The 23,945-nt window shown below is 42.9% G+C and carries 21 protein-coding genes and 4 tRNA genes; 21 read left to right on the top strand and 4 right to left on the bottom strand.

Annotation, left to right across the window (positions count from 1 at the left end; translation table 11 throughout):
* Positions 1-33 precede the first annotated feature (33 nt).
* From ACW689_RS08545 to ung, 6 genes are read left to right on the top strand one after another with little or no spacing between them, the layout of a single operon-like run.
* Positions 34-849, top strand: coding sequence for an ABC transporter ATP-binding protein (locus tag ACW689_RS08545; RefSeq protein ID WP_476290322.1), 816 nt, complete (start codon positions 34-36; stop codon positions 847-849).
* Entirely contained in the window at positions 846-1,832 is a 987-nt protein-coding gene (locus ACW689_RS08540) for a FecCD family ABC transporter permease (protein ID WP_476290320.1), read from the top strand. Before ACW689_RS08545 ends, ACW689_RS08540 begins: the two co-directional genes overlap by 4 nt.
* A gap of 13 nt (positions 1,833-1,845) precedes the next feature.
* Positions 1,846-3,324 carry a cobyric acid synthase gene (locus ACW689_RS08535; protein WP_476290318.1) on the top strand — a complete coding sequence of 493 codons (1,479 nt, stop codon included), beginning with the start codon at positions 1,846-1,848 and terminating at the stop codon, positions 3,322-3,324.
* A 19-nt stretch (positions 3,325-3,343) separates the two neighbouring features.
* Positions 3,344-3,952, top strand: a complete 609-nt coding sequence (cobO, locus tag ACW689_RS08530) for a cob(I)yrinic acid a,c-diamide adenosyltransferase (protein WP_476290316.1) — start codon at positions 3,344-3,346, stop codon at positions 3,950-3,952.
* Positions 3,952-4,794, top strand: a complete 843-nt coding sequence (locus tag ACW689_RS08525; RefSeq protein WP_476290314.1) for a cobalamin-binding protein — start codon at positions 3,952-3,954, stop codon at positions 4,792-4,794. The genes cobO and ACW689_RS08525 overlap by 1 nt, the downstream gene beginning before the upstream one ends.
* Positions 4,795-4,805: 11 nt before the next feature.
* Complete coding sequence (ung, locus tag ACW689_RS08520) at positions 4,806-5,465, top strand: uracil-DNA glycosylase (protein ID WP_476290312.1); 660 nt, start codon at positions 4,806-4,808, stop codon at positions 5,463-5,465.
* 48 nt (positions 5,466-5,513) lie between these two features.
* Here the strand turns inward: ung and ACW689_RS08515 are convergent, their stop codons facing one another.
* Positions 5,514-5,705, bottom strand: a complete 192-nt coding sequence (locus ACW689_RS08515) for a DUF3545 family protein (RefSeq protein ID WP_476290310.1) — start codon at positions 5,703-5,705, stop codon at positions 5,514-5,516.
* A gap of 209 nt (positions 5,706-5,914) precedes the next feature.
* The gene (tal, locus tag ACW689_RS08510) at positions 5,915-6,865 is read right to left on the bottom strand and encodes a transaldolase (RefSeq protein ID WP_476290308.1); all 951 of its coding nucleotides are present in this window, start codon (positions 6,863-6,865) and stop codon (positions 5,915-5,917) included.
* Between the two features lie 266 nt (positions 6,866-7,131).
* On the opposite strand from tal, the gene yaaA reads away from it, so the two are divergent.
* The 4 genes from yaaA to ACW689_RS08490 all read left to right on the top strand — a co-directional run bounded on the left by yaaA (position 7,132) and on the right by ACW689_RS08490 (position 13,224).
* Positions 7,132-7,911 (top strand): peroxide stress protein YaaA, encoded by a 780-nt coding sequence (gene yaaA / locus ACW689_RS08505; RefSeq protein ID WP_476290306.1) that lies wholly within the window; start codon positions 7,132-7,134, stop codon positions 7,909-7,911.
* Between the two features lie 44 nt (positions 7,912-7,955).
* On the top strand, positions 7,956-9,125 hold the full coding sequence (locus ACW689_RS08500; RefSeq protein WP_476290304.1) for an MFS transporter: 1,170 nt from the start codon (positions 7,956-7,958) through the stop codon (positions 9,123-9,125).
* Between the two features lie 172 nt (positions 9,126-9,297).
* Positions 9,298-10,557 (top strand): ABC transporter substrate-binding protein, encoded by a 1,260-nt coding sequence (locus tag ACW689_RS08495; protein WP_476290685.1) that lies wholly within the window; start codon positions 9,298-9,300, stop codon positions 10,555-10,557.
* Positions 10,558-10,566: 9 nt separating this feature from the next.
* Positions 10,567-13,224 (top strand): hybrid sensor histidine kinase/response regulator, encoded by a 2,658-nt coding sequence (locus ACW689_RS08490; protein WP_476290302.1) that lies wholly within the window; start codon positions 10,567-10,569, stop codon positions 13,222-13,224.
* A 59-nt stretch (positions 13,225-13,283) separates the two neighbouring features.
* Here ACW689_RS08490 and srmB read toward each other — a convergent pair whose 3' ends face one another.
* Complete coding sequence (gene srmB / locus ACW689_RS08485) at positions 13,284-14,516, bottom strand: ATP-dependent RNA helicase SrmB (RefSeq protein ID WP_476290300.1); 1,233 nt, start codon at positions 14,514-14,516, stop codon at positions 13,284-13,286.
* Between the two features lie 68 nt (positions 14,517-14,584).
* On the opposite strand from srmB, the gene ACW689_RS08480 reads away from it, so the two are divergent.
* Positions 14,585-15,286, top strand: coding sequence for a tRNA1(Val) (adenine(37)-N6)-methyltransferase (locus tag ACW689_RS08480; protein ID WP_476290298.1), 702 nt, complete (start codon positions 14,585-14,587; stop codon positions 15,284-15,286).
* A gap of 95 nt (positions 15,287-15,381) precedes the next feature.
* Complete coding sequence (locus ACW689_RS08475; RefSeq protein WP_476290296.1) at positions 15,382-15,891, top strand: hypothetical protein; 510 nt, start codon at positions 15,382-15,384, stop codon at positions 15,889-15,891.
* Between the two features lie 13 nt (positions 15,892-15,904).
* Here the strand turns inward: ACW689_RS08475 and fldB are convergent, their stop codons facing one another.
* Complete coding sequence (gene fldB, locus ACW689_RS08470; protein WP_476290294.1) at positions 15,905-16,426, bottom strand: flavodoxin FldB; 522 nt, start codon at positions 16,424-16,426, stop codon at positions 15,905-15,907.
* A gap of 80 nt (positions 16,427-16,506) precedes the next feature.
* Between fldB and xerD the strand changes: the two genes are divergently transcribed.
* From xerD to ACW689_RS08425, 9 genes are all read left to right on the top strand, one after another.
* Entirely contained in the window at positions 16,507-17,439 is a 933-nt protein-coding gene (gene xerD, locus ACW689_RS08465; protein ID WP_476290292.1) for a site-specific tyrosine recombinase XerD, read from the top strand.
* Positions 17,440-17,590: 151 nt separating this feature from the next.
* Positions 17,591-18,253, top strand: a complete 663-nt coding sequence (gene dsbC / locus ACW689_RS08460) for a bifunctional protein-disulfide isomerase/oxidoreductase DsbC (protein WP_476290683.1) — start codon at positions 17,591-17,593, stop codon at positions 18,251-18,253.
* A 78-nt stretch (positions 18,254-18,331) separates the two neighbouring features.
* Entirely contained in the window at positions 18,332-20,062 is a 1,731-nt protein-coding gene (recJ, locus tag ACW689_RS08455; protein ID WP_476290290.1) for a single-stranded-DNA-specific exonuclease RecJ, read from the top strand.
* A gap of 120 nt (positions 20,063-20,182) precedes the next feature.
* Positions 20,183-21,281 (top strand): peptide chain release factor 2 gene (gene prfB, locus ACW689_RS08450; protein ID WP_476290288.1). Its coding sequence is split into 2 segments (ribosomal slippage): positions 20,183-20,257 and positions 20,259-21,281, totalling 1,098 coding nucleotides; the frame shifts between segments, so codons are not numbered across the junction.
* A 27-nt stretch (positions 21,282-21,308) separates the two neighbouring features.
* Positions 21,309-22,850 carry a lysine--tRNA ligase gene (lysS, locus tag ACW689_RS08445; RefSeq protein WP_476290286.1) on the top strand — a complete coding sequence of 514 codons (1,542 nt, stop codon included), beginning with the start codon at positions 21,309-21,311 and terminating at the stop codon, positions 22,848-22,850.
* Between the two features lie 208 nt (positions 22,851-23,058).
* Positions 23,059-23,151 (top strand) — tRNA-Ser (locus ACW689_RS08440).
* 116 nt (positions 23,152-23,267) lie between these two features.
* A tRNA-Arg gene (locus ACW689_RS08435) sits at positions 23,268-23,344 on the top strand.
* Positions 23,345-23,402: 58 nt separating this feature from the next.
* Positions 23,403-23,479, top strand: a tRNA-Arg gene (locus ACW689_RS08430).
* Positions 23,480-23,626: 147 nt separating this feature from the next.
* Positions 23,627-23,703, top strand: a tRNA-Arg gene (locus ACW689_RS08425).
* Positions 23,704-23,945: the final 242 nt, after the last annotated feature.

The following is a 23,945-nucleotide window of genomic DNA, read 5'->3' as shown; positions in this document are numbered from 1 at the left end:
TGTGTGTCCGTTCGTTTTTATTGAAAGGTCAACATGACACAACCAATGGCGAAAGCCCCAACAATACTGCAAGTTCAACAACTTGAATTGAAGATCAATCAACTCGAGATCCTCAAAAAGATCAGTTTTGATGTTAATCGGGGGGAATTTGTGGGTTTGTTAGGGCCTAATGGTGCTGGTAAGTCATCCTTGTTGCGCTGTCTATATCGTTATGTACCTCCTTCTAGAGGTTCCGTGTCGTTGTATGGAAAGCAGCTAGAGCGCTATACACGACAAGCATATGCCAAGAAAGTCGCGGTTGTACTACAAGAGGTGCCAGAACAATTCAATTTAGAAATGCATGAAGTTGTTGCAATGGGTCTGACACCTCACAAAACATTATTTTCTTGTTTAGGTCAAAAAGAGCGCCAATTGATTGATGCCGCAATTGATAAAGTCGAATTGACCCATAAATCTCATCAAATATTTAGCTCACTTTCTGGTGGAGAAAAGCAACGGGTGATGATCGCTCGCGCGATTGTACAACAACCTGAGTTACTCATTATGGATGAACCAACGAGTCACCTTGATGTGAAGTATCAAATTCAAATTATGGAACTTGCTAAGTCTTTGGGTATCAGCGTCTTGGCTTCTTTTCATGATTTAAATTTAGCGTCAGCGATGAGTGATAAATTGCTCGTGCTCAAAGGAGGGAAATTGGTTGCACAAGGCGACCCTGCTGACGTTATAACACCTCAGTTACTGAGTGATGTGTTTGGTGTGTGTGCCGAGGTGAGCCGCTTGCCGAGTTTTCAAGGTAATACACGACAAGTACCGCATATTCGTTATCATTACGGATATATTCAATGAGCCGTTTGCCTTTCAGTATCTTTTTGAGCGCTGTGGTAGCGATTAGCTTTTTGGGTGCATTAAGTTTAGGTGCAATACCTATCGCTTTATCTGATGTGGTACAAGCGCTTTTTGCTTACTCGGACACCCAGCTGGAGCATAAGGTCATTATTGAATTGCGACTACCACGTGCGATCTTAGCTTTTTTTTCTGGTTGTGGCTTGGCGCTGGCAGGACTTATTTTGCAAACGGTAACTCGTAATCCTTTAGCTGATCCTTACCTATTTGGTGTATCTTCTGGCGCTTCATTCGGTGTGGTGCTGTTATTTGCATTTACTGGTGTGCAAGCTGGACTCTGGTTATCGGGGGCTGCCTTTTTAGGTAGTCTTGCAGCCATGATCTTGCTATTGATTATTGCCAGAAGCCAAGCAAGTAGGCAAGTTGAGTCTATGTTACTTGCCGGTGTCGCTCTATCATTCTTATTTAGTGCTTGTACCAGTTTACTTTTGTATTGGAGCGATCCACAAGCCATCAGTGCCATTATCTTTTGGACTTTAGGCAGCTTTAGCCGCGCACAATGGCAATGGCTTTGGTTACCTTGTTTCGTCGTGGGAGCTTGCCTATTTGTGGTGCTGCTTTACCGCCGTGTTCTAAATACATTACTGCTTGGCGATGAAAGTGCAATTACATTAGGTATAAACGTTAATAGGGTACGCCTTGGTATGTTGATAGTCAGCTCTTTGGTAACGGCGGTACTCGTTGCTTCATGTGGGGGAGTTGGGTTCGTGGGGTTAATGATCCCACATATGGTACGCTTTTTTATTTCCCAAGCTTCTACACTTGGACTGGTTTGTATCACCATCGCTGGTGGAGTGTTTATGCTCTGGGTTGATGTTCTCGCTCGTACCATGCTGAATAACCAAGAGTTACCTGTGGGTGTGATCACTGCTGCCATTGGCAGTGTGTTCTTTTTGTTCTTATTGGTCACGCGAAAAAACAATTAACGGGGTGATGATTTTGAAGACATTAATGATACAAGGCACAACGTCAGATGCAGGTAAGAGCACGCTTGCTGCTGCTCTTTGTCGTGTATTTGCTCGTCGAGGTATCAAAGTGGCACCGTTTAAACCACAAAATATGGCTTTAAACAGTGCGGTAACCCCCTGTGGTGGAGAAGTTGGCCGAGCGCAAGCGCTGCAAGCTATTGCAGCCAAAGTGGAATTGAGTACCGACTTTAATCCTATTTTACTCAAACCAAATAGTGATACAGGCGCGCAAGTGATCATCCATGGTAAAGCGATCAGTAATATGGAAGCTGCAAAATATCATGATTACAAAAAAGTGGCGATGGCGGCCGTATTGGAGTCACACCAACGTTTGCAAAATGAGTTTGAGGTTATTGTTGTTGAGGGGGCTGGAAGTCCTGCCGAGATTAATTTGCGGGAGAATGATATTGCCAATATGGGCTTTGCCTGTGAGGTAGGCTGTCCTGTTATTATTGTCGCAGATATCGATAAAGGCGGTGTGTTTGCCCATTTGGTTGGTACGCTTATGCTGTTGAGTGAATATGAGCAAAGCTTGGTAAAAGGCTTTGTGATCAACCGCTTCCGTGGTGATATTGGGTTGTTGCAGTCGGGGTTGGATTGGCTTGAAGCAAAAACAGGTAAGCCTGTTTTAGGCGTGATGCCTTATTTACATTCACTAAATTTAGATGCCGAGGATGCAGTTGCACTAGAGAACAATATAACCGATGCAAAACTTAAAATTAGCGTGTTGTTGTTACCGCACATGAGTAATCATACCGACTTTGATAGTTTGCGATTGCACCCAAATATTGATCTAAAATATGTAAAACATACCGAGCGGATCGATGCCACCGATCTGATTATTATCCCCGGTAGTAAAAATGTGCTCGGGGATTTGGCTTTCTTGAAAGCTGAATCATGGGTGGATGAGATCCACCGCCATTTGCGCTTTGGCGGTAAGTTATTAGGTATATGTGGTGGTTTACAAATGTTGGGACAGATGATTTACGACCCTCTGTGTATCGAATCTTCGCGTCGAGAAATTTCAGGGCTAGGGTTAGCTGATTTTGTTACGACCTTAACAGCGCATAAAACACTGACCCAAGTGAGCGGAATATGCATGCTTGGTGATGTTGAAACAGCTATAGAAGGCTATGAAATACATTGTGGGATAAGTGAAGGCGAAGCGCTTAAGTTGCCATTTATTCGCTTCAAAGAACACCCTAATGGGGTGACTGCAGACGGATTTATTTCGGATGATAATCAGATAATAGGTACTTATTTACACGGTCTGTTTGATGTGTCTGAAGCGTCACAACATATTTTAAGTTGGGCAAGTAACGGACGATTAGATACCCCTTCTTTTGATTTAGCTTTACATCGAGAGCAGCAGTTAGAGAGATTAGCAGATAGCTGTGAGCAGCACTTGGACATTGACGTTATCTTAGCGTTAGTTGATGAGCAACAATGATTTTTAAGAGTGTATTTTAATGAGTGAAAAGAGCAATAAAAGCCAAGAAAAGCATCAGCAAAGACAGCAAAAAGTAAAAGAGCAAGTTGATTCTAAAATAGCTGCTGCGGATAAAGTGCAGGGCATTTTTCAAGTGATCACTGGCAATGGCAAAGGAAAGTCAACCTCGGGTTTTGGCACCGTAGCGCGTTGTGTTGGTCATGGTAAAAAAGCGGCCGTGGCGCAATTTATTAAAGGCATGTGGGAATGTGGCGAGCGCAATTTACTAGAACAAGTTGGTGTGCCGTTTGAAGTGATGAAAACAGGCTTTACTTGGGAAACACAAAATCGAGAAACAGATACATTGGCTGCTCAGAAAACTTGGCAGCAAGCAAAGCGTTGGTTACAAGATGACAGTATCGATCTGGTCTTGTTAGATGAGCTTACCTACATGGTAAGCTATGACTATATTGATTTGGATGAAGTGTTGAATGTCATTGTTAACCGCCCAAAAATGCAGTCAGTGATAATCACAGGTCGAGGTGCACATCGTAAGTTGACTGAACTTGCGGATACGGTGAGTGAAGTACGTAATGTAAAACATGCATTTGAATCCGGTGTTAAAGCTTTGCAAGGTTTTGACCATTAATGGCTAGGTTTTGGTTTTGTTGTTTATTCATTCTCACATTTTCAAGTGTGACGCAGGCCAAACCTGCCCAGCGCATCATTGCGCTCGCACCACATATTGTCGAGAACTTATTTGCGATTGGGGCAGGTGATCGCATTGTGGGTACTGTCGACTACGCTGACTTCCCAGAACAAGCAAACAGCATAGAGCGTGTCGGTGGACACAATGGTATTGCCTTAGAAAAAATACTTGCACTGCAACCTGATATTGTTATCGCTTGGCATTCGGGTAACAAAAAAGCTGACCTCGACAAGCTTGAACAACTGGGGATTAAGGTTGTTTATAGCGATAGTAAAGACATTAGTAAACTGGGTGATGAATTGCGTGTTTTAGGGCAGCTAACGGGCTTAGAGAAGCGTGCCGAGGTACTGGCAAAGCAGTTTTCAACGCGCTTTGATGAATTGGCAAAGCAATATCAAACGAAGTCTAAAATCAGCGTGTTCTATCAGTTATGGCCGCAGCCAATGATGAGCATTAATCGTAATACAGGTATTCATCAATTGCTGGCGTTATGTGGTGCGACAAATGTGTTTGCTGACAGTAATGCTGATTACCCTCAAGTTAGTATTGAAAACGTGCTTAAAGCTTCTCCACAGGTGATCATTTTGCCATTTGAAAAAAGTACTAAGCCCGCAGTGCAAGCGAACTGGCAAGCTTGGCCAGAAATTCCGGCTGTGAAAAACCAACACATGATTGAGGTCAACGCTGATCTGTTACATAGATACAGCATACGCGTGCTTGATGGCGTGACAGAGATGTGTGATAAACTGCAGTCCGCACGTTTGCACTATCAACAACAATAAAGGAAACCATCATGACCAGTTGGCAAGATGTATTAGGTCAAGAAAAACAACAAGCCTACTTTCAAGATACGCTGAATTACGTAGCACAGCGCAGAGAGTCTGGGGTGACGGTATATCCTGCGCAGGAGCATGTATTTGAGGCGTTTAAGGTCACGCCATTCGAGCAGGTTAAAGTGGTCATTTTAGGGCAAGACCCATATCATGGCCCAAATCAAGCACATGGATTATGTTTTTCCGTACTGCCAGGGGTTAAGCCCCCACCTTCGTTGGCGAATATGTATAAGGAACTCGCGCAAGATATTGCGGGCTTTACCATTCCTGATCATGGCTATTTACTGCCTTGGGCTGAACAAGGTGTTTTATTACTTAATACTGTTTTGACGGTTGAACAAGGTGCTGCGCATTCACACAAAAAACTGGGTTGGGAGCGCTTCACAGACGCTGTGATTGAGCTGCTTAATACACATGGTGAAGGCATTGTGTTTTTGCTTTGGGGTGCGCATGCACAAAAGAAAGGCAAGGCGATTGATAAAAATCGTCACCATGTATTACATGCGCCGCATCCATCACCACTCTCAGCACACAGAGGCTTCTTTGGTTGCCAGCACTTTTCGAAAACTAACCAGCTACTGCAGAGCATGGGAAAGCAGCCCATTAACTGGCAGGTTTAAGTTTATACAAGCAATAAAAAAGGCCCTAACATCGAGAGCCTTTTTTATTTAGATAAAATCAAGTTCATCTAAATCTAGGTTGTCTGAAAAGTAGTCCAATTCCTGTAGTTCTTTGCGAAGACGCTGTTTATCTTTTAGCGCTTCAATTTCGCGCCATTTTCGTTTTTGTTTTTTTTGAGAGGTTCGTTTTTGTGTTTCAGGACCTTCTAATACTGCAATGATATCGTCTAGGCTATCCATGAATTTCTCCTATTGATTATTAACCTCAATAACGCTTTTGCACACAATTTCTTGCTGCTAGCATCTTCGGTATACCACAACTTGGGTAAAAATAAAACACAATTGTGTCTGTTAGGTTAAACCAAAGTGACAGTTTAATTAAAATCAATAATTGAATAATGGATCAAAAAACGCCGCAGAAGGCGGCGTTTTAAAAAACAAAGCTTGAATTAAAGCGCTTTGAATCGAGTTTCAAGTTCTTCTTGTGCTTTGGCGAAAGCGCGAATGCCTTCAGCGAGTTTTTCTGTTGCCATAGCATCGTCGTTGTGTAGCCAACGGAACTGAGATTCAGTTAGCGGTGCAGGTTTTGCCTCAACGGTGTAGTCATTATCAAGCAAGTACTCTTGTGCATCCGTCAGTTTACCAAGCTCTTCAAGCAGTGCAGGGCTGATGGTTAACTTGTCGCAACCTGTGAGAGCGATGATCTCACCAGTGTTACGGAAGCTTGCGCCCATAACAACTGTGTTGTAGCCGTGACGTTTATAAAACTCATAAATGCTACGCACTGATTGCACACCTGGGTCCGCTAGTGGGTCGGTTGGCTTTTCTAAACCGTTTGCAACGTGCCAGTCTAAAATACGGCCAACAAATGGTGAGATTAGAAATACATTAGCGTCAGCACATGCACGAGCCTGCGCTTCACTAAATAGCAGGGTTAGGTTGCACTTAATGCCTTCTTTTTCCAGTTGTTCTGCCGCTTTGATACCTTCCCACGTTGATGCAATCTTAATTAAGATTTTATCTTGGCTTACGCCTTCTTTAGCGTACAAGCTAAGCAGCGTTTTTGCTTTGGCAATGGTTGCTTGAGTATCAAAAGATAAGCGAGCGTCAACCTCAGTAGATATGTAGCCCGGTACGATGTCGGCAATTTCTTTACCTATCAGTACTGCAAAATAGTCGCAAGCTAACTCTAATTGCTTATCCGCATCTGTTTCTGCGCTTTTAGCATAATCCCATGCGCGTTGAAGATAAGGTTGATAGGCGGGCATTTCACTGGCCTTGAGAAGTAGTGACGGGTTAGTCGTCGCGTCTTCCGGTTGGTGTTTACGAATAGCTTCAATATCACCTGTGTCGGCAACAATCGAAGAGTGTTGTTTTAGCCTATCTAATGCTGATGTCATTGGTTTTCCTCATTCCTATTTTGCAGCAAACTGAAAAAAAATCCTAATATACCTATGTTGCAGTACCGTGACTGGCTTTAATAGGTCAATTGTCCTCTTTGCTAGGGGATCACGCTATTAACAGGGCGACTGGCAACAATAACTGATGGTTATTATGGATTAACTAAGACTTACCCCTGATAAATTCAAGGTTATTCAATACTTGAAGTCCATAAGGGATAGTGTTGAAATTGACACTAAACCAATTTCAAGTCAATAGGCCAGCAATGATCACTGTAATATCTCCGGCGAAAAATTTAGATTATGAAACTCCTGCACCCGTGGCGAAATTTACCCAGCCAGAATTACTTTCGCAAAGTGAAGAATTAATTAAAGTGTGTAAAGAGCTCTCCCCACAGCAAGTGGCGAGTTTGATGAAAATAAGCGACAAGTTAGCAGGTTTAAATGTAGCCAGATTCAATGAATGGGCTCAGCCATTTGATTTACGCAATGCAAAACAAGCGCTATTTGCATTTAATGGTGATGTTTACACTGGACTGGAAGCGAGTAGCTTATCAGAGAAAGCGCTAGATTATGCGCAACAACATTTAAGAATTTTGTCTGGGCTATATGGTGTGTTAAAGCCGTTAGATTTAATGCAAGCCTACCGCCTTGAAATGGGCACCAAATTGGAAAACAGTCGTGGTAAAAATTTGTATGAATTCTGGGGAAGCATTATTGCAGAGAAATTAAATCAAGCACTCGCAGAATCAAACAGCAAACACTTGGTTAATTTGGCATCCAATGAGTATTTTAAGGCCGTGGATAAAAAAGCGCTTAACGCTCAAATCATAACGCCCGTCTTCAAAGACTGCAAAAATGGTCAGTATAAAGTGATTAGCTTTTATGCAAAAAAAGCCAGAGGCATGATGGCCAGATATATTGTTGAGAACAATATCGACTCATTACAAGGTTTAACTGCATTTAATAGTGCGGGCTATTACTATAGTGAAGCGGCAACAGCGAAAGAAAACGAGCCAGTTTTCTTAAGAGAAGAGCAAAATTAATGACAACGGCACCCATATTTGTTGTTTAAATTATTGGAAAAAGAATGAATAAAAACGTGTTGCTGTTGGCTATGTGTCAGGGGCTTATTACCACAGGTAATATTTTGCTAGTGACCATTTCAGCTTTGGTTGGTCAGGCGTTAAGCCCAAGTGCAGCATACACCACTTTTCCTGTGGCGACGCAAATGTTAGGGCTATTGCTAACCACAATTCCCGCTTCAATGATCATGGCAAAAATTGGTCGTAAGCGTGGTTTTTCATTGGGAAATTTAATTGGTATTGGTGGTACGTTGGTGGGGTTTTATGCCCTGAGTAATGGTGCATTTTGGCTATTCAGCTTTGCCACGTTTTTAATTGGCATTGGTATTGGCTTTGCGACGCTGTATCGCTTTGCAGCTATTGAAGCAAGCCATAATCCCGCTACAGCTATTTCGACAATTATGGCAAGTGGTGTGGTGGCGGCTATTCTAGGTCCCAACATGGCTGTTTGGGTCAACACACATTTTACTTCAATCAATTACGCGAATGTATTCATAGCCCTCTGTGCATTATACATCTTTGCTTTGTGCTTATTACAAGCCGTCACTTTTAATGAGTTAAAAGCGGAGACTGATAAAGCGCAAAGCCGTACTTTGAAGCAGATAATCAGTCAGCCCAAGTTTTTTACTGCTGTGATAGTCGCAATGACGAGCTATACAATCATGAACCTGCTCATGACAGCGACACCATTGGCAATGCATCGCCATGGTTTTGATTTAAGCGCTTCAGCCCTGGTCATTGAGTGGCATGTGCTAGGTATGTTTGTCCCATCATTTTTTACAGGTAAACTGATCACTCGCTTTGGGCAAAGCAAAGTGATGGTGGCTGGCATCTTGGTCATATTGGCTTGTTGTACAATTAACCTAATGGGCGTGACGCATTGGCATTTCTTATTGGCACTGTGCTTGTTAGGAATTGGCTGGAATTTTATGTTTATCTCTGCCACACAAATGGTGAGTGAAACTTACCAATCTCATGAGCGCGCAAAAGCACAAGCTAGCAACGAGTTTTTGGTGTTTAGTATGGTGGCATTGTCTTCGTTAGCCTCTGGGTGGCTTGAGTCCGTAATAGGCTGGCAATTGCTAAATATCGCTGCAATGCCAGTGATGTTGTTAACACTCGCTGTCATCATGATGTTTACTGTAAGTCAAAAGCGCTCAGTCGCACCCGCTTAAGTTCAAATTTGGATATTTTCATCATTGTGTTTGGGTAACTAATTATTTGCCCAAACGCATACCAATTCAATCGCTCTCTTCTATACTTGGTTAAAAATCACACAAATCATAGACTTTGTGACCTCTCATGGTAAGGAAATATCAAATGACTGAGAAGCTACCTTCAACAAAAATTGATCACAGTAAACGTCGTTTGTTAAAAAATGCCGTGGGTTTGGGCGCTTGCGGACTAATCAGTTTTAAAGCCCCTTATGTATTCGCGAAGAAAACCTTTACAGTCAGGGTGCTTGGTACTCATGTTACTTTACAGGCGGCTTTAAAGGCACAAGCAGAGAAAGATTTGGGTATTCGTTTACAATTTGAGCCCAAAGGCAGTGCCGCAGTGTTGCAAAAGGCTGCTATGTCGCCCGAGTCTTTTGATTTATACGAGCAATGGTCAAATAGTATTAATGTTCTTTGGTACTCTGGGTCAATCCAGCCGATCGAAAAGAAGCGTTTGATATATTGGGATGAAATTAACCCATTGACTAAAACGGGCAAAGTACAACCACAAGCGAATATTGGTGCCGGTGATGCGCCATATAAGCTGCTGCATGTTCAGCCAGATCACAGCTTATCAGATAAAGAATCGGGCTTGATTAGTTTTCTGCCATACGTACATAACGTGGACTCTTTCGGTTATAACACCCGCGTGATTGAACCAGGGATCCCCTACAAAACAGAAAGCTGGGGTTGGCTACTCGATGAAAAATATAAAGGTAAAGTGGGTATCGTAAACGCACCAACCATTGGCTTATTTGACTTGGTATTAGCTGCACAGGCACAGCGCCTGATGACTTTTAACGATATTGGCAATATAACCAATCAAGAGCTCGATCAGTTGTTCAAAATTCTCAGTGAATTTAAGCAGCAGGGCCACTTTAGCGGTTTTTGGACCTCAGTCCCAGAGTCGGTTGACTTTATGAAAACTGATCGGGTCGTGATTGAGAGTATGTTTTCTCCAGCAGTGTCGGCATTAAATGGCCAAAACGTGCCGGTGATCTACGCGGCACCAAAAGAGGGTTATCGTGGCTGGCATGGAGTTATGTGCTTATCTTCCGCAACGCAAGGTGCAGCTAAAGATGCTGCCTATGAATATATGAACTGGTGGTTATCGGGCTGGCCCGGCGCGTTTATTGCGAGACAAGGTTATTATATTTCCAATCCTCAAAGAGCAAAAAACCACTTGTCGCAAACTGAGTGGGATTACTGGTATGAGGGGCTACCGGCGGCAAAAGATCTTACGGGCACTGATGGTAAACTATCAGTGAGAGAAGGAGAAGTAAGAACTGGGGGGAGCTATTTAAAACGTTTTAGTAATGTGGCAGTTTGGAACACGGTGATGCCGAGTTACGACTACAGCTTACAGAAATGGTATGAGTTTATAAATTAAGGGAACAAGATGAAGTTTGTTCGCTCATTAACATTTCAACTGGGCATCGGCCTATTTTTCATTTGTGCGATGGTACTGATATCGGCTTATTTAGCAGACGAAAGTTATCGTTTGTTAGAAGAGCGAGATAATAAAATTGCACGCTCAACGCAACTCGCCGAGACAGCCTACAGATTAGAATTATCGGTTGTTGACTTACAAAGAAATGTGCTGATTTATAAGCAGTCAGCAAGCTCTGTGGCGATTAATCGTAGTTCGGTGTTAATTGATAAAATAGATGAAGCATTGAATGTATTAAAAATCGCGCCAGATCGCTCGGAGCAAGTTGCAGATATGATTGAGCGAATGCAAAGTCATGTGCGAGATTACCGAGACAATTTAAAAGTGGTGATTTCTGGGCGTGAGAAACGCCAATCTCTCTACCAAAACGAATTGCTTGGTCTGATTGATTCTGCGCAACAAATCATTGATTCCCGTTTTAGCTCCACAGAACAAGCGCTTTTAACCTCGCATTTAGTGAGCGCTCACAACGCTGTACTTGCGTATCTTATTACGCAAAATGCACAACAAGTCCGAGAATTTAATGAGCAACTGTCACAAGCGCAAAGTCGTTTGGCGCAACTAAAGCACACTGATTTGTCGACGCGTCTGGGTGAAATTAATTTATCTTTTCGTAAGCTGCACCAAACAATTAGAGGTTACTTATATTTGACCAATGTGGTGCTTCCAGGTACTGCCAATGAAGTGCTTCATTTGTCATCCAAGCTTCGCGAACTTGAAGAACAAGAAATGCAAACTAATGTTGAGCTAGCTCGAAAAATGACGGACTCTTTGCAGCAACGTAGTGAGTTATTTGTGCTTTTAGGGGTCGTTTTAGTGGCGGTGTTTGCGACCTTTTTAATTATCAGAGTGATCCGGCCAATTAGGACTTTGACGGGCTTATTTCAGCGCCTAAGTAACAATGTGCATATTGTGGATATACCGTACTTAAACAGGCGAGATGAAATAGGGCAGTTATCGTTAGCTGCGAGTGTTTTTCATAAAAAAAATATTCAAATAAACGAGTTGTTTGAGCGCACCAAAGAACTCGTTATTGAACAAAAAGAGCTAAATCAAGAGCTCGATACAAAGCGACGAGAAGCTGAACAAGCAACCCTGTCTAAAAGTTTATTTCTTGCCAATATGAGTCATGAGATCAGGACGCCAATGAATGGCATTATTGGCCTCGTTGAATTGCTCAAAGGTTCAAAGCTCGATTCAGAGCAACGAGAATACTTGGGAAAAATAAGCTATTCAACCACGGTATTAATGGCGGTGATCAACGATATCTTGGATTTTTCTAAAATTGAAGCTGGCAAATTAGATATTGAAAACAAGCCATTTAAGCTAGATACCATGTTGGATAATATCCTCACGTCAATGAGCTTACGGGCTGCGGAAAAAAACTTATACTTCAGAAGCTATTGTCCGGTTGAACTAACACACCTTATCGGAGATGAAATTAGGATCACACAAGTCATTTTAAATTTATGCAATAATGCAATTAAGTTCACTTCTGTGGGTGGGGTTACTTTACGCGTCACAGTAACAGAAACGGCCACCGGAGAAGCCATTTTGAGTATTGATGTGCAAGATACAGGCATTGGTATTTCAGAACATCAACAACATCAGATGTTTGAACATTTCTCTCAGGCTGATGTATCAACAAGCCGACAATATGGTGGAACGGGACTTGGATTAGCGATTGTAAAGCAGTTATGTGGGTTAATGCATGGTAGCGTGAACGTGTACTCTAAAGAAGGGGAGGGAGCAGCGTTTTCTGTGTTACTCAGGTTGAAGCCGTGCAAACAGCAGGAAGTACAAAAGCTGCCAATAGGCAATTCCCGTCAGGTACACTTGCTGTGCCATGATGATAACTCTGAACTTTCCCTGTTGCTCACTAAGTACCTTGAATTTAATGGTTGTCAGGTTTATTTCTCAACAATGAACGAATTGGCAGAAATGTCCGCTGACGAAATTGCGCAACTACAGGCTCTATTAATTTTAGATAACGAGATGTCGAAAGTTATCAATTTGCCACAAATTACTATGTTGCAACACTACTGCGCTGGCTTTGGTACGATAATTGATAAACGTGATAGAGTTTTGCTGACTCGCGTGGAGATTGAAAATGATGCTGTGGTACTTGAAATGCCGTTTACGTATACCATGTTTTACCGCTATTTATGCTCGTTGTTGAAAATTGTAAATTATGATGCGGCAAATAATGCTGCCACAGATGATGAGTTTCAGGTCGCATTCAGTGGACGAATTTTACTCGTAGAAGACAATGCTGTGAATCAAATGGTTGCAGATAAGCTACTCACCTCTATGGGGCTACAAACTGATATCGCGGAAGATGGCCAGCAAGCCATCGATAAACTGACTAATACGCCCTACGCGTACGATTTGGTGCTGATGGATATTCAAATGCCCGTCATGGATGGTTTTACTGCCACAGACTACATTCGTAATGAATTAAACTTAACAATGCCTATATGTGGTTTATCTGCAAATGCGATGTCGGAAGACTATAATCGTGCCATTGTGCACGGGATGAATAACTTTATTACTAAGCCTATTGAGATCGATAAGCTTAAAGAGGTACTTGAGGAGTATCTGTCGTAGTATCTGAGCACTCAATTAGAGTGCTCAGTTCAAGCTAAAAATGTCTAAAGATGAACGGTCTACTTTTTCTTTTTCACCTTGCTCTTAAGCTTTTTCTTTGCTTTGATTTTTGCTGGGTCTTTTTTCTTCTTCGGCAGTTTTGCTTCTTTGTGTTGTGGTTCAACCCCTTTAATAACACGGCGTTTTAAGCTTTGTTCGGTATAACGCTCAATTTTTGCCAAAATAGCAACATCATGCGCCTCAACCAAAGAAATTGCAGTACCTTTGCGTCCAGCTCGTCCCGTTCTACCAATGCGGTGTACATACACGTCCGCTGAGCGTGGCATATCAAAGTTGATAACATGAGTAATATCAGGAACGTCAATACCACGAGCGGCAACATCGGTTGCTACCAAAATACGTGTTCTGCCACTATGGAAGCTCGCCATTGCAGCCATACGCTTATCTTGCGGCATTTCCCCACGCAACCATGTCGTTTTGATATCTTGAGCATATAACTCACCGACTAACTGTTCTAAACGTTCTCGCGTTTTTACAAACACAATGGCTTTTTGTACTTCTTCTTCATTTTTAAGAAGGTGTGTTAGCATGGCAAGTTTATGCTTGTAGTCATCCGCTAGGTGAACCCATTGGTGAATCTTAGCCTTCTCTTTACGTGACGACTCGGCTTCTAAAAGTGCAGGATCATTTAAGATACGTTCAGCAAATAGCTCAACACTGTCACCCTCTAACGTGGCTGAGAATAAAAAGCATTGACGACGGTTTTTAGCTTCATCACAGATACGCAGCATTTCTTTTTTGAAGCCTAAGTCCAACATGCGGTCCGCCTCATCAAGGATAAGTAGCTCTACGTTTTCTGCGTGGAAGTTCTCGGTTTCGAGGTATTCCATTAGTCGCCCTGGTGTAGCAATCAGAATATCGTTATTTTTTTCAAATATTTCTTTGTGGCTACCGTAGTTAATCCCACCAGTCACAACGCCAATGCGTAAATGTGTGTTGGCGGCAAGAAGCTGGCATTGCTCATGCACTTGATAGGCTAGCTCACGAGTTGGAGCCATGATAAGTACGCGCGCAAAACCAGGATCTCGACGAGGGAAATCTAGTAAATACTGAATTGCTGGGATCAAGAATGCTGCGGTTTTACCCGTACCCGTCGGAGCCGAGGCCAAAATATCGCGTCCAATTAGCGCTTCAGGAATGGCCAACTGCTGAATGCTGGTGGCTGTTTCAAAGCCCATTTTGCTAATGGCGGTTAAAACTTTAGGATCAAGATCGAATTCAGAAAATTGCATAGTGCATCAAAAATAAAGGACAATGAACGCAATTATACGCGTGATGGCTATTTTGGAAAAGGTGAATCATGTCAGGGTTTGCATTTAAACAATTTAAGGTACAACAACTGAATACCGCGATGAAGGTGTCGACGGATGGTATTTTACTTGGAGCATGGACAAATCTAAGTAATGTCAAACGCTTACTCGACATAGGCTGCGGAACGGGGTTGCTGTCTTTAATGTGTAAACAACGTATGCCTGAGTTGGATGTTGAGGCAATAGAAATTGATGAAGGGGCATATAAAGATGCATTTTCTAATATTTGGCAAAGCCCATGGCCTGATATTCAATTGCATCAAGGAGATATCAGCACTTTTAAAATAGCGAACGCATTTGATATGGTGATTTGTAATCCTCCCTATTTTAACCAAAGCTTAAAAGGGCCAAATAAGGCGAGAAATATTGCTCGGCATACAGACAGTTTATCTTTTTCACAGTTACTAGCGGCATTTTTGAGATTAAGCCACGAAGGCTCAAAATTGTCTGTGATATTACCATGCACTGAAGCGGAACTGTTTATCGAGCTAGCGGCTAAGAGCAGGGTTAATCTGTACAGACACTGTTTTGTGTCGAGCACCCCAGAAAAGGCACCATCGCGCAGTTTGATGGAGTTTGGTTTTAAAAAGGTGCATGACGTGGAATTAGACTCTTTGGTGATCTATGAACACGACAAGCAGTACAGCAAAAAGTTTGTTGCACTTTGCCAAGCTTTTTATCTAAAAATGTGAGCTACTTTGGGCTTACTTACAACTTATTACACATGCTTTTTTATTATAGAAATATAAGGCATGATTACTTGTGGATTAGGTATCAAGGTTTAGTTATGCATAGCTCTTTGCCAAAAGATAATATCACTCGTCAAATTCTCGCATTTTTAAGTGAGATTGGTGTTCCATATAAGCTCAGCCATTTTGGCGAAGAAACGTTTTTGCCGGGCCTTAAGTTGGTGCAAGGTGAGCTTTATATTGATTTGGAACGCTTACTATACCCTGGTGATATTCTGCATGAGGCTGGCCATATAGCAGTATGTGAGCCTTCTGAGCGTCATTTACTCAGTAATAATGTTTATGAGAGTGGTCGTAATAAAGATTGGATGCATGGCGAAGAAATGGCGGCAATAGCGTGGTCTGTTGCGGCAATCCAGTTTATCGGCTTCCCGTTGGAAGTTGTATTACACCCAGATGGATATAAAGGGCAGAATGAGACCTTAATCACTTTATTTGAGAATAATGGCATATTCGGTTATCCCTTACTTGGCGCGTGGGATATGCTAGACCCTGAACGCGGATTTCCACACATGCGCGCTTGGATACGAGAAGTTTCCTGGGCCTAGAAGAAAGGGAAAGCTATAACTGTTCGCTATATTCAGTCATGATTTGTGTGATCCAAGTGGCGATACGTTCGTCGCTTTGTTCGTATTGGCTGTCTTCGTCAAGCGCAAGCCCGACAAAGTGGGTTTTGTCTGGTGTGAGTGCTTTTGAGGCTTCAAACTCATAGTCAGGTGTGTTTGGCCAGTAACCTAAGAACTGCACGCCTTGCGGTTGAATTTTGTTATGGAGCATGCCCAAAGCATCTTGAAACCATTGCCCATACCCTTGTTGATCTCCCATGCCAAATAAAGCGATGGTTTTGCCCGAAAGGTTGACGCTATCAATATCATCCCAACAAGATTCCCAATCTTCTTGTAACTCACCAAAGTCCCAAGTAGAAATACCAAAAATCAAAAAGTCGTATTGCTGTGCACCACTAAGCGGCTCATCTTTAATATTGTGCAATGAGACTATATCGTCACCAATAATGTCTTTTATCTTTTCTGCTGCCATCTCTGTGTAGCAAGTGGTTGAGCCATAAAATAAGCCTATTTGCATAGTGTTTATCACTTTTCGTTTGACTGATATGATAGGCGCGAAGTCTACATTATGATGCACTAAATTGATACAGGAAGCCTGTGAGCAAAGAACATAGTCAGCCCATAAATAAACTCAGTGACGAGAATGCTGAGTTTATCGAACATTTTTTAGATTCATTATTTCTTGAACAAGGGTTAAGTGAAAATACGCTTGCGGCCTATCGTAGTGATTTAGAAAAGTTTGCTTACTTTATACAACGTGAAGGTAATGAGAGTTCCTTGTTGTGCGTACAAAGTGATACCGTTGAGGCATATTTAGCCTATCGAGTAGATTTAGGGTTAAAAGCACGCAGCACCGCGCGTGCAATAAGTGCTTTAAAAAAATTTTATTTATTTTTTTTACGGGAAAAAAGCATTGCTCAAACGCCGCTATTAAATATTGCACAACCTAAAACAACGCAAGCATTGCCTAAAACCTTATCAGAGCAAGAAGTTGAAGCTTTACTTGAAGCGCCTGAACTATCGGACCCCATGGGGCTAAGAGACAAAGCGATGCTAGAATTACTGTATGCTACTGGTTTGCGTGTCACTGAGTTAGTTGGTTTGCGTATGGAACAAATCAACCTTCGACAAGCTGTTGTTCTTGTAAAAGGCAAAGGGGGTAAAGAGCGTTTAGTTCCAATGGGTGAAGAAGCATTGCACTATATTGAAGAATTTTTACGTGTAGGACGCCCAGAAATGGTGAAACATGCTACCGATTTTGTGTTTCCATCCAAGCGTGGAACGGGTATGACGCGGCAAACCTTTTGGCATCGAATTAAACACTATGCTATTTTGGCAAATGTGATGTCGCCATTATCGCCACATACATTACGCCATGCTTTTGCAACACATTTGCTGAATCATGGTGCGGATTTAAGAGTAGTACAGATGATGTTGGGGCATAGTGATTTATCGACCACTCAAATTTACACGCATGTTGCCAGTGAGCGTTTAAAAACATTACATCAGCAACATCATCCCAGAGCGTGATGGAATTTTATTTCAAATCGTCGGTCTACTGGGTTAATAGGATAATAATTTTAAAGAGTATGATATGAAGAAAATAATGGTTGCGGCGGCAATGGCATGCTGCTTTACGGTTGGCGCGAATGAAGCATCTAATGTAGAAGAAAAACCGGTTATGGTTCCAACCTCTATAGAGCCAATCAAGTTAAGCTTTGCTAAATTAGGGGTAACAGTGTCTTCAATCGAAGATAGCCCTGTAGCGGGACTTAAAACGGTATTGACTGACAAAGGTGTTCTATATGCCACTCCTGATGGCAAATACCTTATGCAAGGTAATATCATTGATTTAGAAAATCGAGTAAACGTGACAGATCAAGCGCTGAGTGGAGTTCGTAAAGAAGGTGTTGCGAAATACCAAGATTCAATGATTGTCTACAAAGCTGAAAATGAAAAGCATCAGATCACCGTATTTACGGATATCACGTGTGGTTATTGCCGTAAACTTCACCGTGAATTAGAAGATTATTTGGCACAAGGGATTACGGTTAAATATTTAGCGTATCCACGCGGCGGTATTGGCAGTGGTGGCTATGAAGACTTAATGAATGTTTGGTGTGCAAAAGATGCGGCGCAAGCATTAACCGATGCAAAAGCGGGTCAAGAAGTTGAGAATGTCGAAAGCTGCAGCGCACCTGTTGCTGAACACTATCAGTTAGGTCAAAGCTTCGGCTTGAGCGGTACGCCAGCCATTATATTAGAAGATGGCACACTGATCCCTGGATACCAACCTGCCGATGCTTTAGCAAAAATGCTTCAAGACAAAGGTAACGAGTCATAAATCTAGGTATAATGACTGAATGATTAGAAAGGGCCGAACGGCCCTTTTTGCTGTTTAAAACATAAGGTCGTGTCGTTCATGGATACCCAGATAAAAGTTCGTAAGCGCGTTGACGACAGTCATTTGCCCAACCATTTACATCCAATCATCAAACAAATATATGCCAGCCGTGGTGTACGTGATGCTGACGAACTGGATAATAGAGCAAGTACTTTGCTTGATTTTCGTTTATTCAAAGACATTGAAAAAGCCTGCGATATTTTGCATTTAGCGCTTTTACAAAAAGCTAAGATATTAATTGTTGGTGATTTTGATGCCGATGGTGCGACGAGTACCACGGTGCTCATGGAAGGGCTTACGCAATTTGGATTTGAGGATGTTAATTACCTTGTACCAGATCGTTTTAGTTTAGGTTACGGCTTAAGCCCAGCCTTAGCTGAGCACATAGTACAATTAGCGCCAGATTTGGTTATTACCGTGGACAATGGCATATCATGTATAGCGGGAATTGATATTGTTAAGCAAGCGGGTATTCAAGTTATTGTTACCGACCATCATTTGCAAGGTGAGCAATTACCAAACGCCGATGCCATTGTGAACCCTAACCAATTCGACTGTCAGTTTCCATCAAAATCAATCGCTGGTGTTGGCGTGGCATTTTATGTTTTGATAGCGCTGCGTCATCACCTAAGAGCAAACAACTACTTTACCAATACGAGCCAAGCGGAGCCGAATTTAGCATCATTGTTAGATGTGGTGGCACTCGGTACAGTGGCGGATGTGGTTGCGCTGGACGCTAATAACCGCACACTAGTTTATCAAGGTTTAGCACGGATTCGCTCAGGGCACACGCGCCCTGGTATTCAAGCGCTTATTGAAGTGGCTAATCGCAATACGGCACGCTTGAGTGCCAGTGATTTTGGCTTTGCGCTTGCGCCACGCCTAAATGCTGCTGGGCGCTTAGATGATATGAGTTTGGGTATTGCATGCTTGCTTTCAAAAGATGCACAGCAGGCAAGGCGCATTGCAAGCGAGCTGGATAGTTTAAATCACGAACGCCGTGAAATAGAGCAGGGCATGCAACAAGAAGCACAAGCCGTGTTAGAGCGACTAGTACTGAGTGCGCAAACCGTACCGGATGCACTGTGTTTATATCAAGATGATTGGCATCAAGGCGTTATTGGTATTTTAGCGGGCCGCTTAAAAGAGCAATACCATCGACCAACGGTGATTTTTGCGCAGGGTGATAACGGCGAGATCAAAGGCTCATGTCGTTCAATTGATGGCGTACATATGCGTGACATACTTGAATCACTTAATACACAATACCCTGATTTGATAGTCAAATTTGGTGGTCACGCAATGGCTGCTGGATTGACGATTCATGAAGTGGATTTTGAACGCTTTAAAATCGCGTTTACGGACGCGGTTACTCAAGTGCTGTCAGAGGAGCTGAAGCAAAGTATCTTACTGACCGATGGAGAGCTACCCGCAGAGTGCTTTTCAATGGATTTTGCGCAGTTATTGCAACAAGCAGGACCGTGGGGACAGCACTTTCCAGAGCCCGTATTTAATGGTGAATTTGAACTCGTTCAGCAGCGTATCGTTGGTGAAAAGCACTTAAAACTCGTGCTAAAACATATTTCAGGAAAACTGGTCGATGCCATTGCCTTTAATGTGGATGTCAGAGCTTGGCCAAATACGCAAGCAAACACGGCTTTGGTTGCTTATCAGCTCGATATAAACGAGTTTAGAGGCAAGTTTTCATTACAGTTGATCGTACGAGAAATCAGCGCGATTACCGCATAAAGGCATTTATAGCGACAACAAATTTTGCTACTATGGCGCGTTTAATAATTGGGGTGCTGTTAGGTGAGAACTGAAATAGCAGCAACTCTATAAAATCGAGCAATTTTTGGAGTAATGTGCATGTTTGAAGTGAATCCTGTGATTAATCAAATCAAGGACATTCGCGAACGTACTGAACTGCTTCGGGGGTATCTTTGACTACGCTCACAAACTAGAGCGTTTAGAAGAAGTGAATGCCGAATTAGAAGATTCAGCAGTATGGAATGAACCGGAAAAAGCGCAAGCTTTAGGCCGTGAAAAATCAGCGTTAGAAGCCGTTGTTGAAACCATTGATGAACTGGTTGCAGGTGCCGATGATGTTGAAGGTCTTGTTGAGCTAGCTGTAGAAGCAGAAGATCAAGACACTTTTGATGAAGCGCAGCAAGAATTAGAAACGCTAGTCGCCTCATTAGAAAAACTTGAGTTTCGCAGAATGTTTTCCGGTGCACATGATGACAGCGATGCATATTTAGACTTACAAGCAGGGTCAGGCGGAACGGAAGCGCAAGACTGGTGTAACATGTTGCTACGCATGTACTTGCGTTGGGGTGAAGCGAAAGGCTTTAAAGTTGAGCTAGTTGAAGCCACCGACGGGGATGTTGCGGGTATTAAAGGGGCAACGGTCCGTTTTGTTGGCGAATACGCTTATGGTTGGTTGCGCACGGAAACGGGCGTTCACCGTTTGGTACGTAAGAGCCCATTTGACTCAAGTGGTCGCCGCCATACTTCGTTTGCTTCAGCATTCGTCTATCCAGAAGTTGACGACAATATTGAAATTGATATTAACCCAGCCGATTTACGTATCGACGTATATCGAGCATCGGGTGCGGGTGGTCAGCACGTAAACACCACCGAGTCTGCGGTTCGTATCACGCACGTGCCAACCAATACGGTAGTACAATGTCAGAACGAACGTTCGCAGCACAAGAACAAAGCACAAGCGATGAAGCAATTGAAAGCCAAGTTATTTGAGCTAGAAATGCAAGCGCAAAACGCTGAAAAACAGTCACAAGAAGATGCAAAGTCTGATATCGGTTGGGGTAGTCAAATACGTTCATATGTATTGGATGACTCTCGTATCAAAGATTTACGTACCGGTGTTGAAAACCGTAATACGCAAGCCGTTCTTGATGGCGACTTAGACAAATTTATCGAAGCTAGCCTGAAGTCAGGCCTTTAATCAACAAGCTAAATTAAGAGCTAAAAAATGACAGATCAAATCCAAGACGAAAACAAACTCATTGCTGAGCGTCGTAATAAGTTGGATGCGATTCGCGAGAATTGCAATGCCAATGGCCATCCAAACACCTTCCGCCGTGAAGACTATACGGCTGATCTACAGGCTAAGCTTGGCGATAAATCGAAAGAAGAGCTGGTTGAGCTAGACCAGCAAGCTGCTGTAGCAGGCCGTATCTTAGCGAAGCGTGGTCCTTTTCTTGTGTTACAAGACATGAAAGGTCGTATTCAGGCTTATGCTTCAAAAGATGTACAGAAAGACTTAAAAGAAAAGTATGGTCAGTTAGACATTGGTGACATCATTGGCGTGAAAGGGCCTGTACATAAGTCGGGTAAAGGTGACCTATACGTAGACATGGTTGAGTATGAGCTACTAACTAAGTCTTTACGCCCATTACCAGAGAAGTTCCATGGTTTAACCGACCAAGAAGCGAAGTATCGTCAGCGTTATGTTGATTTGATCACTAATATGGATACGCGTGAAACATTCCGCATCCGCTCTAAAGTGATCGAAGGCATTCGTCGCTTCCTTGCTGAGCGTGACTTTATGGAAGTAGAAACGCCGATGTTACAAGTTATTCCTGGCGGTGCTACAGCACGTCCATTCGTTACACACCACAATGCGCTAGATATCGATATGTACTTGCGTATCGCGCCAGAGCTTTACCTTAAACGTTTAGTGGTGGGTGGTTTTGACCGTGTATTCGAAATTAACCGCAACTTCCGTAACGAAGGTCTTTCAACACGTCACAACCCAGAGTTCACCATGATTGAATTCTACCAAGCGTATGCCGATTATAAAGATCTCATGAACCTTACTGAAGATATGCTTCGCACGGTTGCGCAAGACGTGTTAGGCACAACAACCATTGTGAACACTACAAAGAATGCTGAGGGTGAAGTGGTTGATACGATTGAGTATGACTTTGGTCAGCCTTTTGTTCGCTTATCAATGGCTGACGCAATCATTGAACATTCTGAAGATGCTGCGGCTCAAGCACATATTTTCAAAGACCCTGAAAACCACTTTGAAGAATTAAAAGCGTTTGCTAAGCAAGTTCACGTTAAGATCCCTGAAAACTGTGTTTGGGGCCCTGGTAAGTTTTTATGTGAGATCTTCGAAGAAGTGGCAGAGCATAAGCTTATTCAACCGACTTTCATTACAGAGTACCCGTGGGAAGTGTCTCCTCTTGCGCGTCGTAACGATGAAAACCCGTTTATTACTGACCGTTTTGAATTCTTCGTAGGTGGTCGTGAGCTTGCCAATGGCTTCTCAGAGCTTAACGATGCAGAAGACCAAGCTGCTCGCTTTGCACGTCAGGTTGAAGAGAAAGATGCAGGCGATGATGAAGCAATGCACTTTGATGATGATTATATCCAAGCACTTGAGTATGGCTTACCGCCCACGGCAGGTGAGGGGATTGGTATTGACCGTCTAGTGATGCTATTTACTGATTCGCCAACGATTAAAGATGTTATCTTGTTCCCGCATATGCGCCCTCAAGCTGACTAATTTAATTAAACATAAAAAGCCGCTTTGATAGCGGCTTTTTTGTATCTTTACTTTGTTTTGCTCTATTTTTAGGCGTGAAGCGACGAAAACTTAAACGTCGTCATATAAATGACTTAAAAGCTGCACATTCTATGAGCATACAGTCCATTTTTACCATAAAAGTGTTTGACTTATTTTCGTAAGTCTTTATTATACGCATCCACAAGACGGAGAGGTGGCCGAGTGGCCGAAGGCGCTCCCCTGCTAAGGGAGTATAGGGTTTGTAGCCCTATCGAGGGTTCGAATCCCTCCCTCTCCGCCATGTACTTAACATGGTTTCTTGTAACGGACGCGTAGTTAGCTGGATAGCTTATTTAGCAATGATGGCTACGAACAAGTTCGCATCTGGTAAGTAAAGATGTAAAAGATACTTAAGACGGACGCGTAGCTCAGCTGGATAGAGTACCTGGCTACGAACCAGGCGGTCGGAGGTTCGAATCCTCCCGCGTCCGCCACTTTTCTCAAGTGGTTAAAAATAGAGGTATCTTTAAGAGATATAAAATTTTAAACGACGGACGCGTAGCTCAGCTGGATAGAGTACCTGGCTACGAACCAGGCGGTCGGAGGTTCGAATCCTCCCGCGTCCGCCACTTTTCTTAAGTGGTTAAATATAAAGAATTGCGATGCAGGCAGTCGGAGGTTCACTCTTACAAAAAACGTCCCGCGTCCGCCACTTTTCTCTAAGTGGTAAAATATATGAGCATCTTTAAGTGAAGATGAAAAAGATACTTAACGACGGACGCGTAGCTCAGCTGGATAGAGTACCTGGCTACGAACCAGGCGGTCGGAGGTTCGAATCCTCCCGCGTCCGCCACTTCTTCTAAAGAAGTGAGCAATCAACCGACATGTTCTAAAAAGACAGTCGGTTTTTTTGTGTCTGAAATTTGAGCCTGTGATCGGTCGGAGGCTCACTCTTACAAAGAAACGTCCCGCGTCCGCCACTTCTTCTAAAGAAGTGAGCAATTAACCGACATGTTCTAAAAAGACAGTCGGTTTTTTTGTGTCTGAAATTTGAGCCTGTGATCGGTCGGAGGCTCACTCTTACAAAGAAACGTC

It is taken from the genome of Pseudoalteromonas sp. ABE4_541, from assembly GCF_056312285.1.
This window is presented reverse-complemented; position numbering and strand designations above follow the sequence as displayed.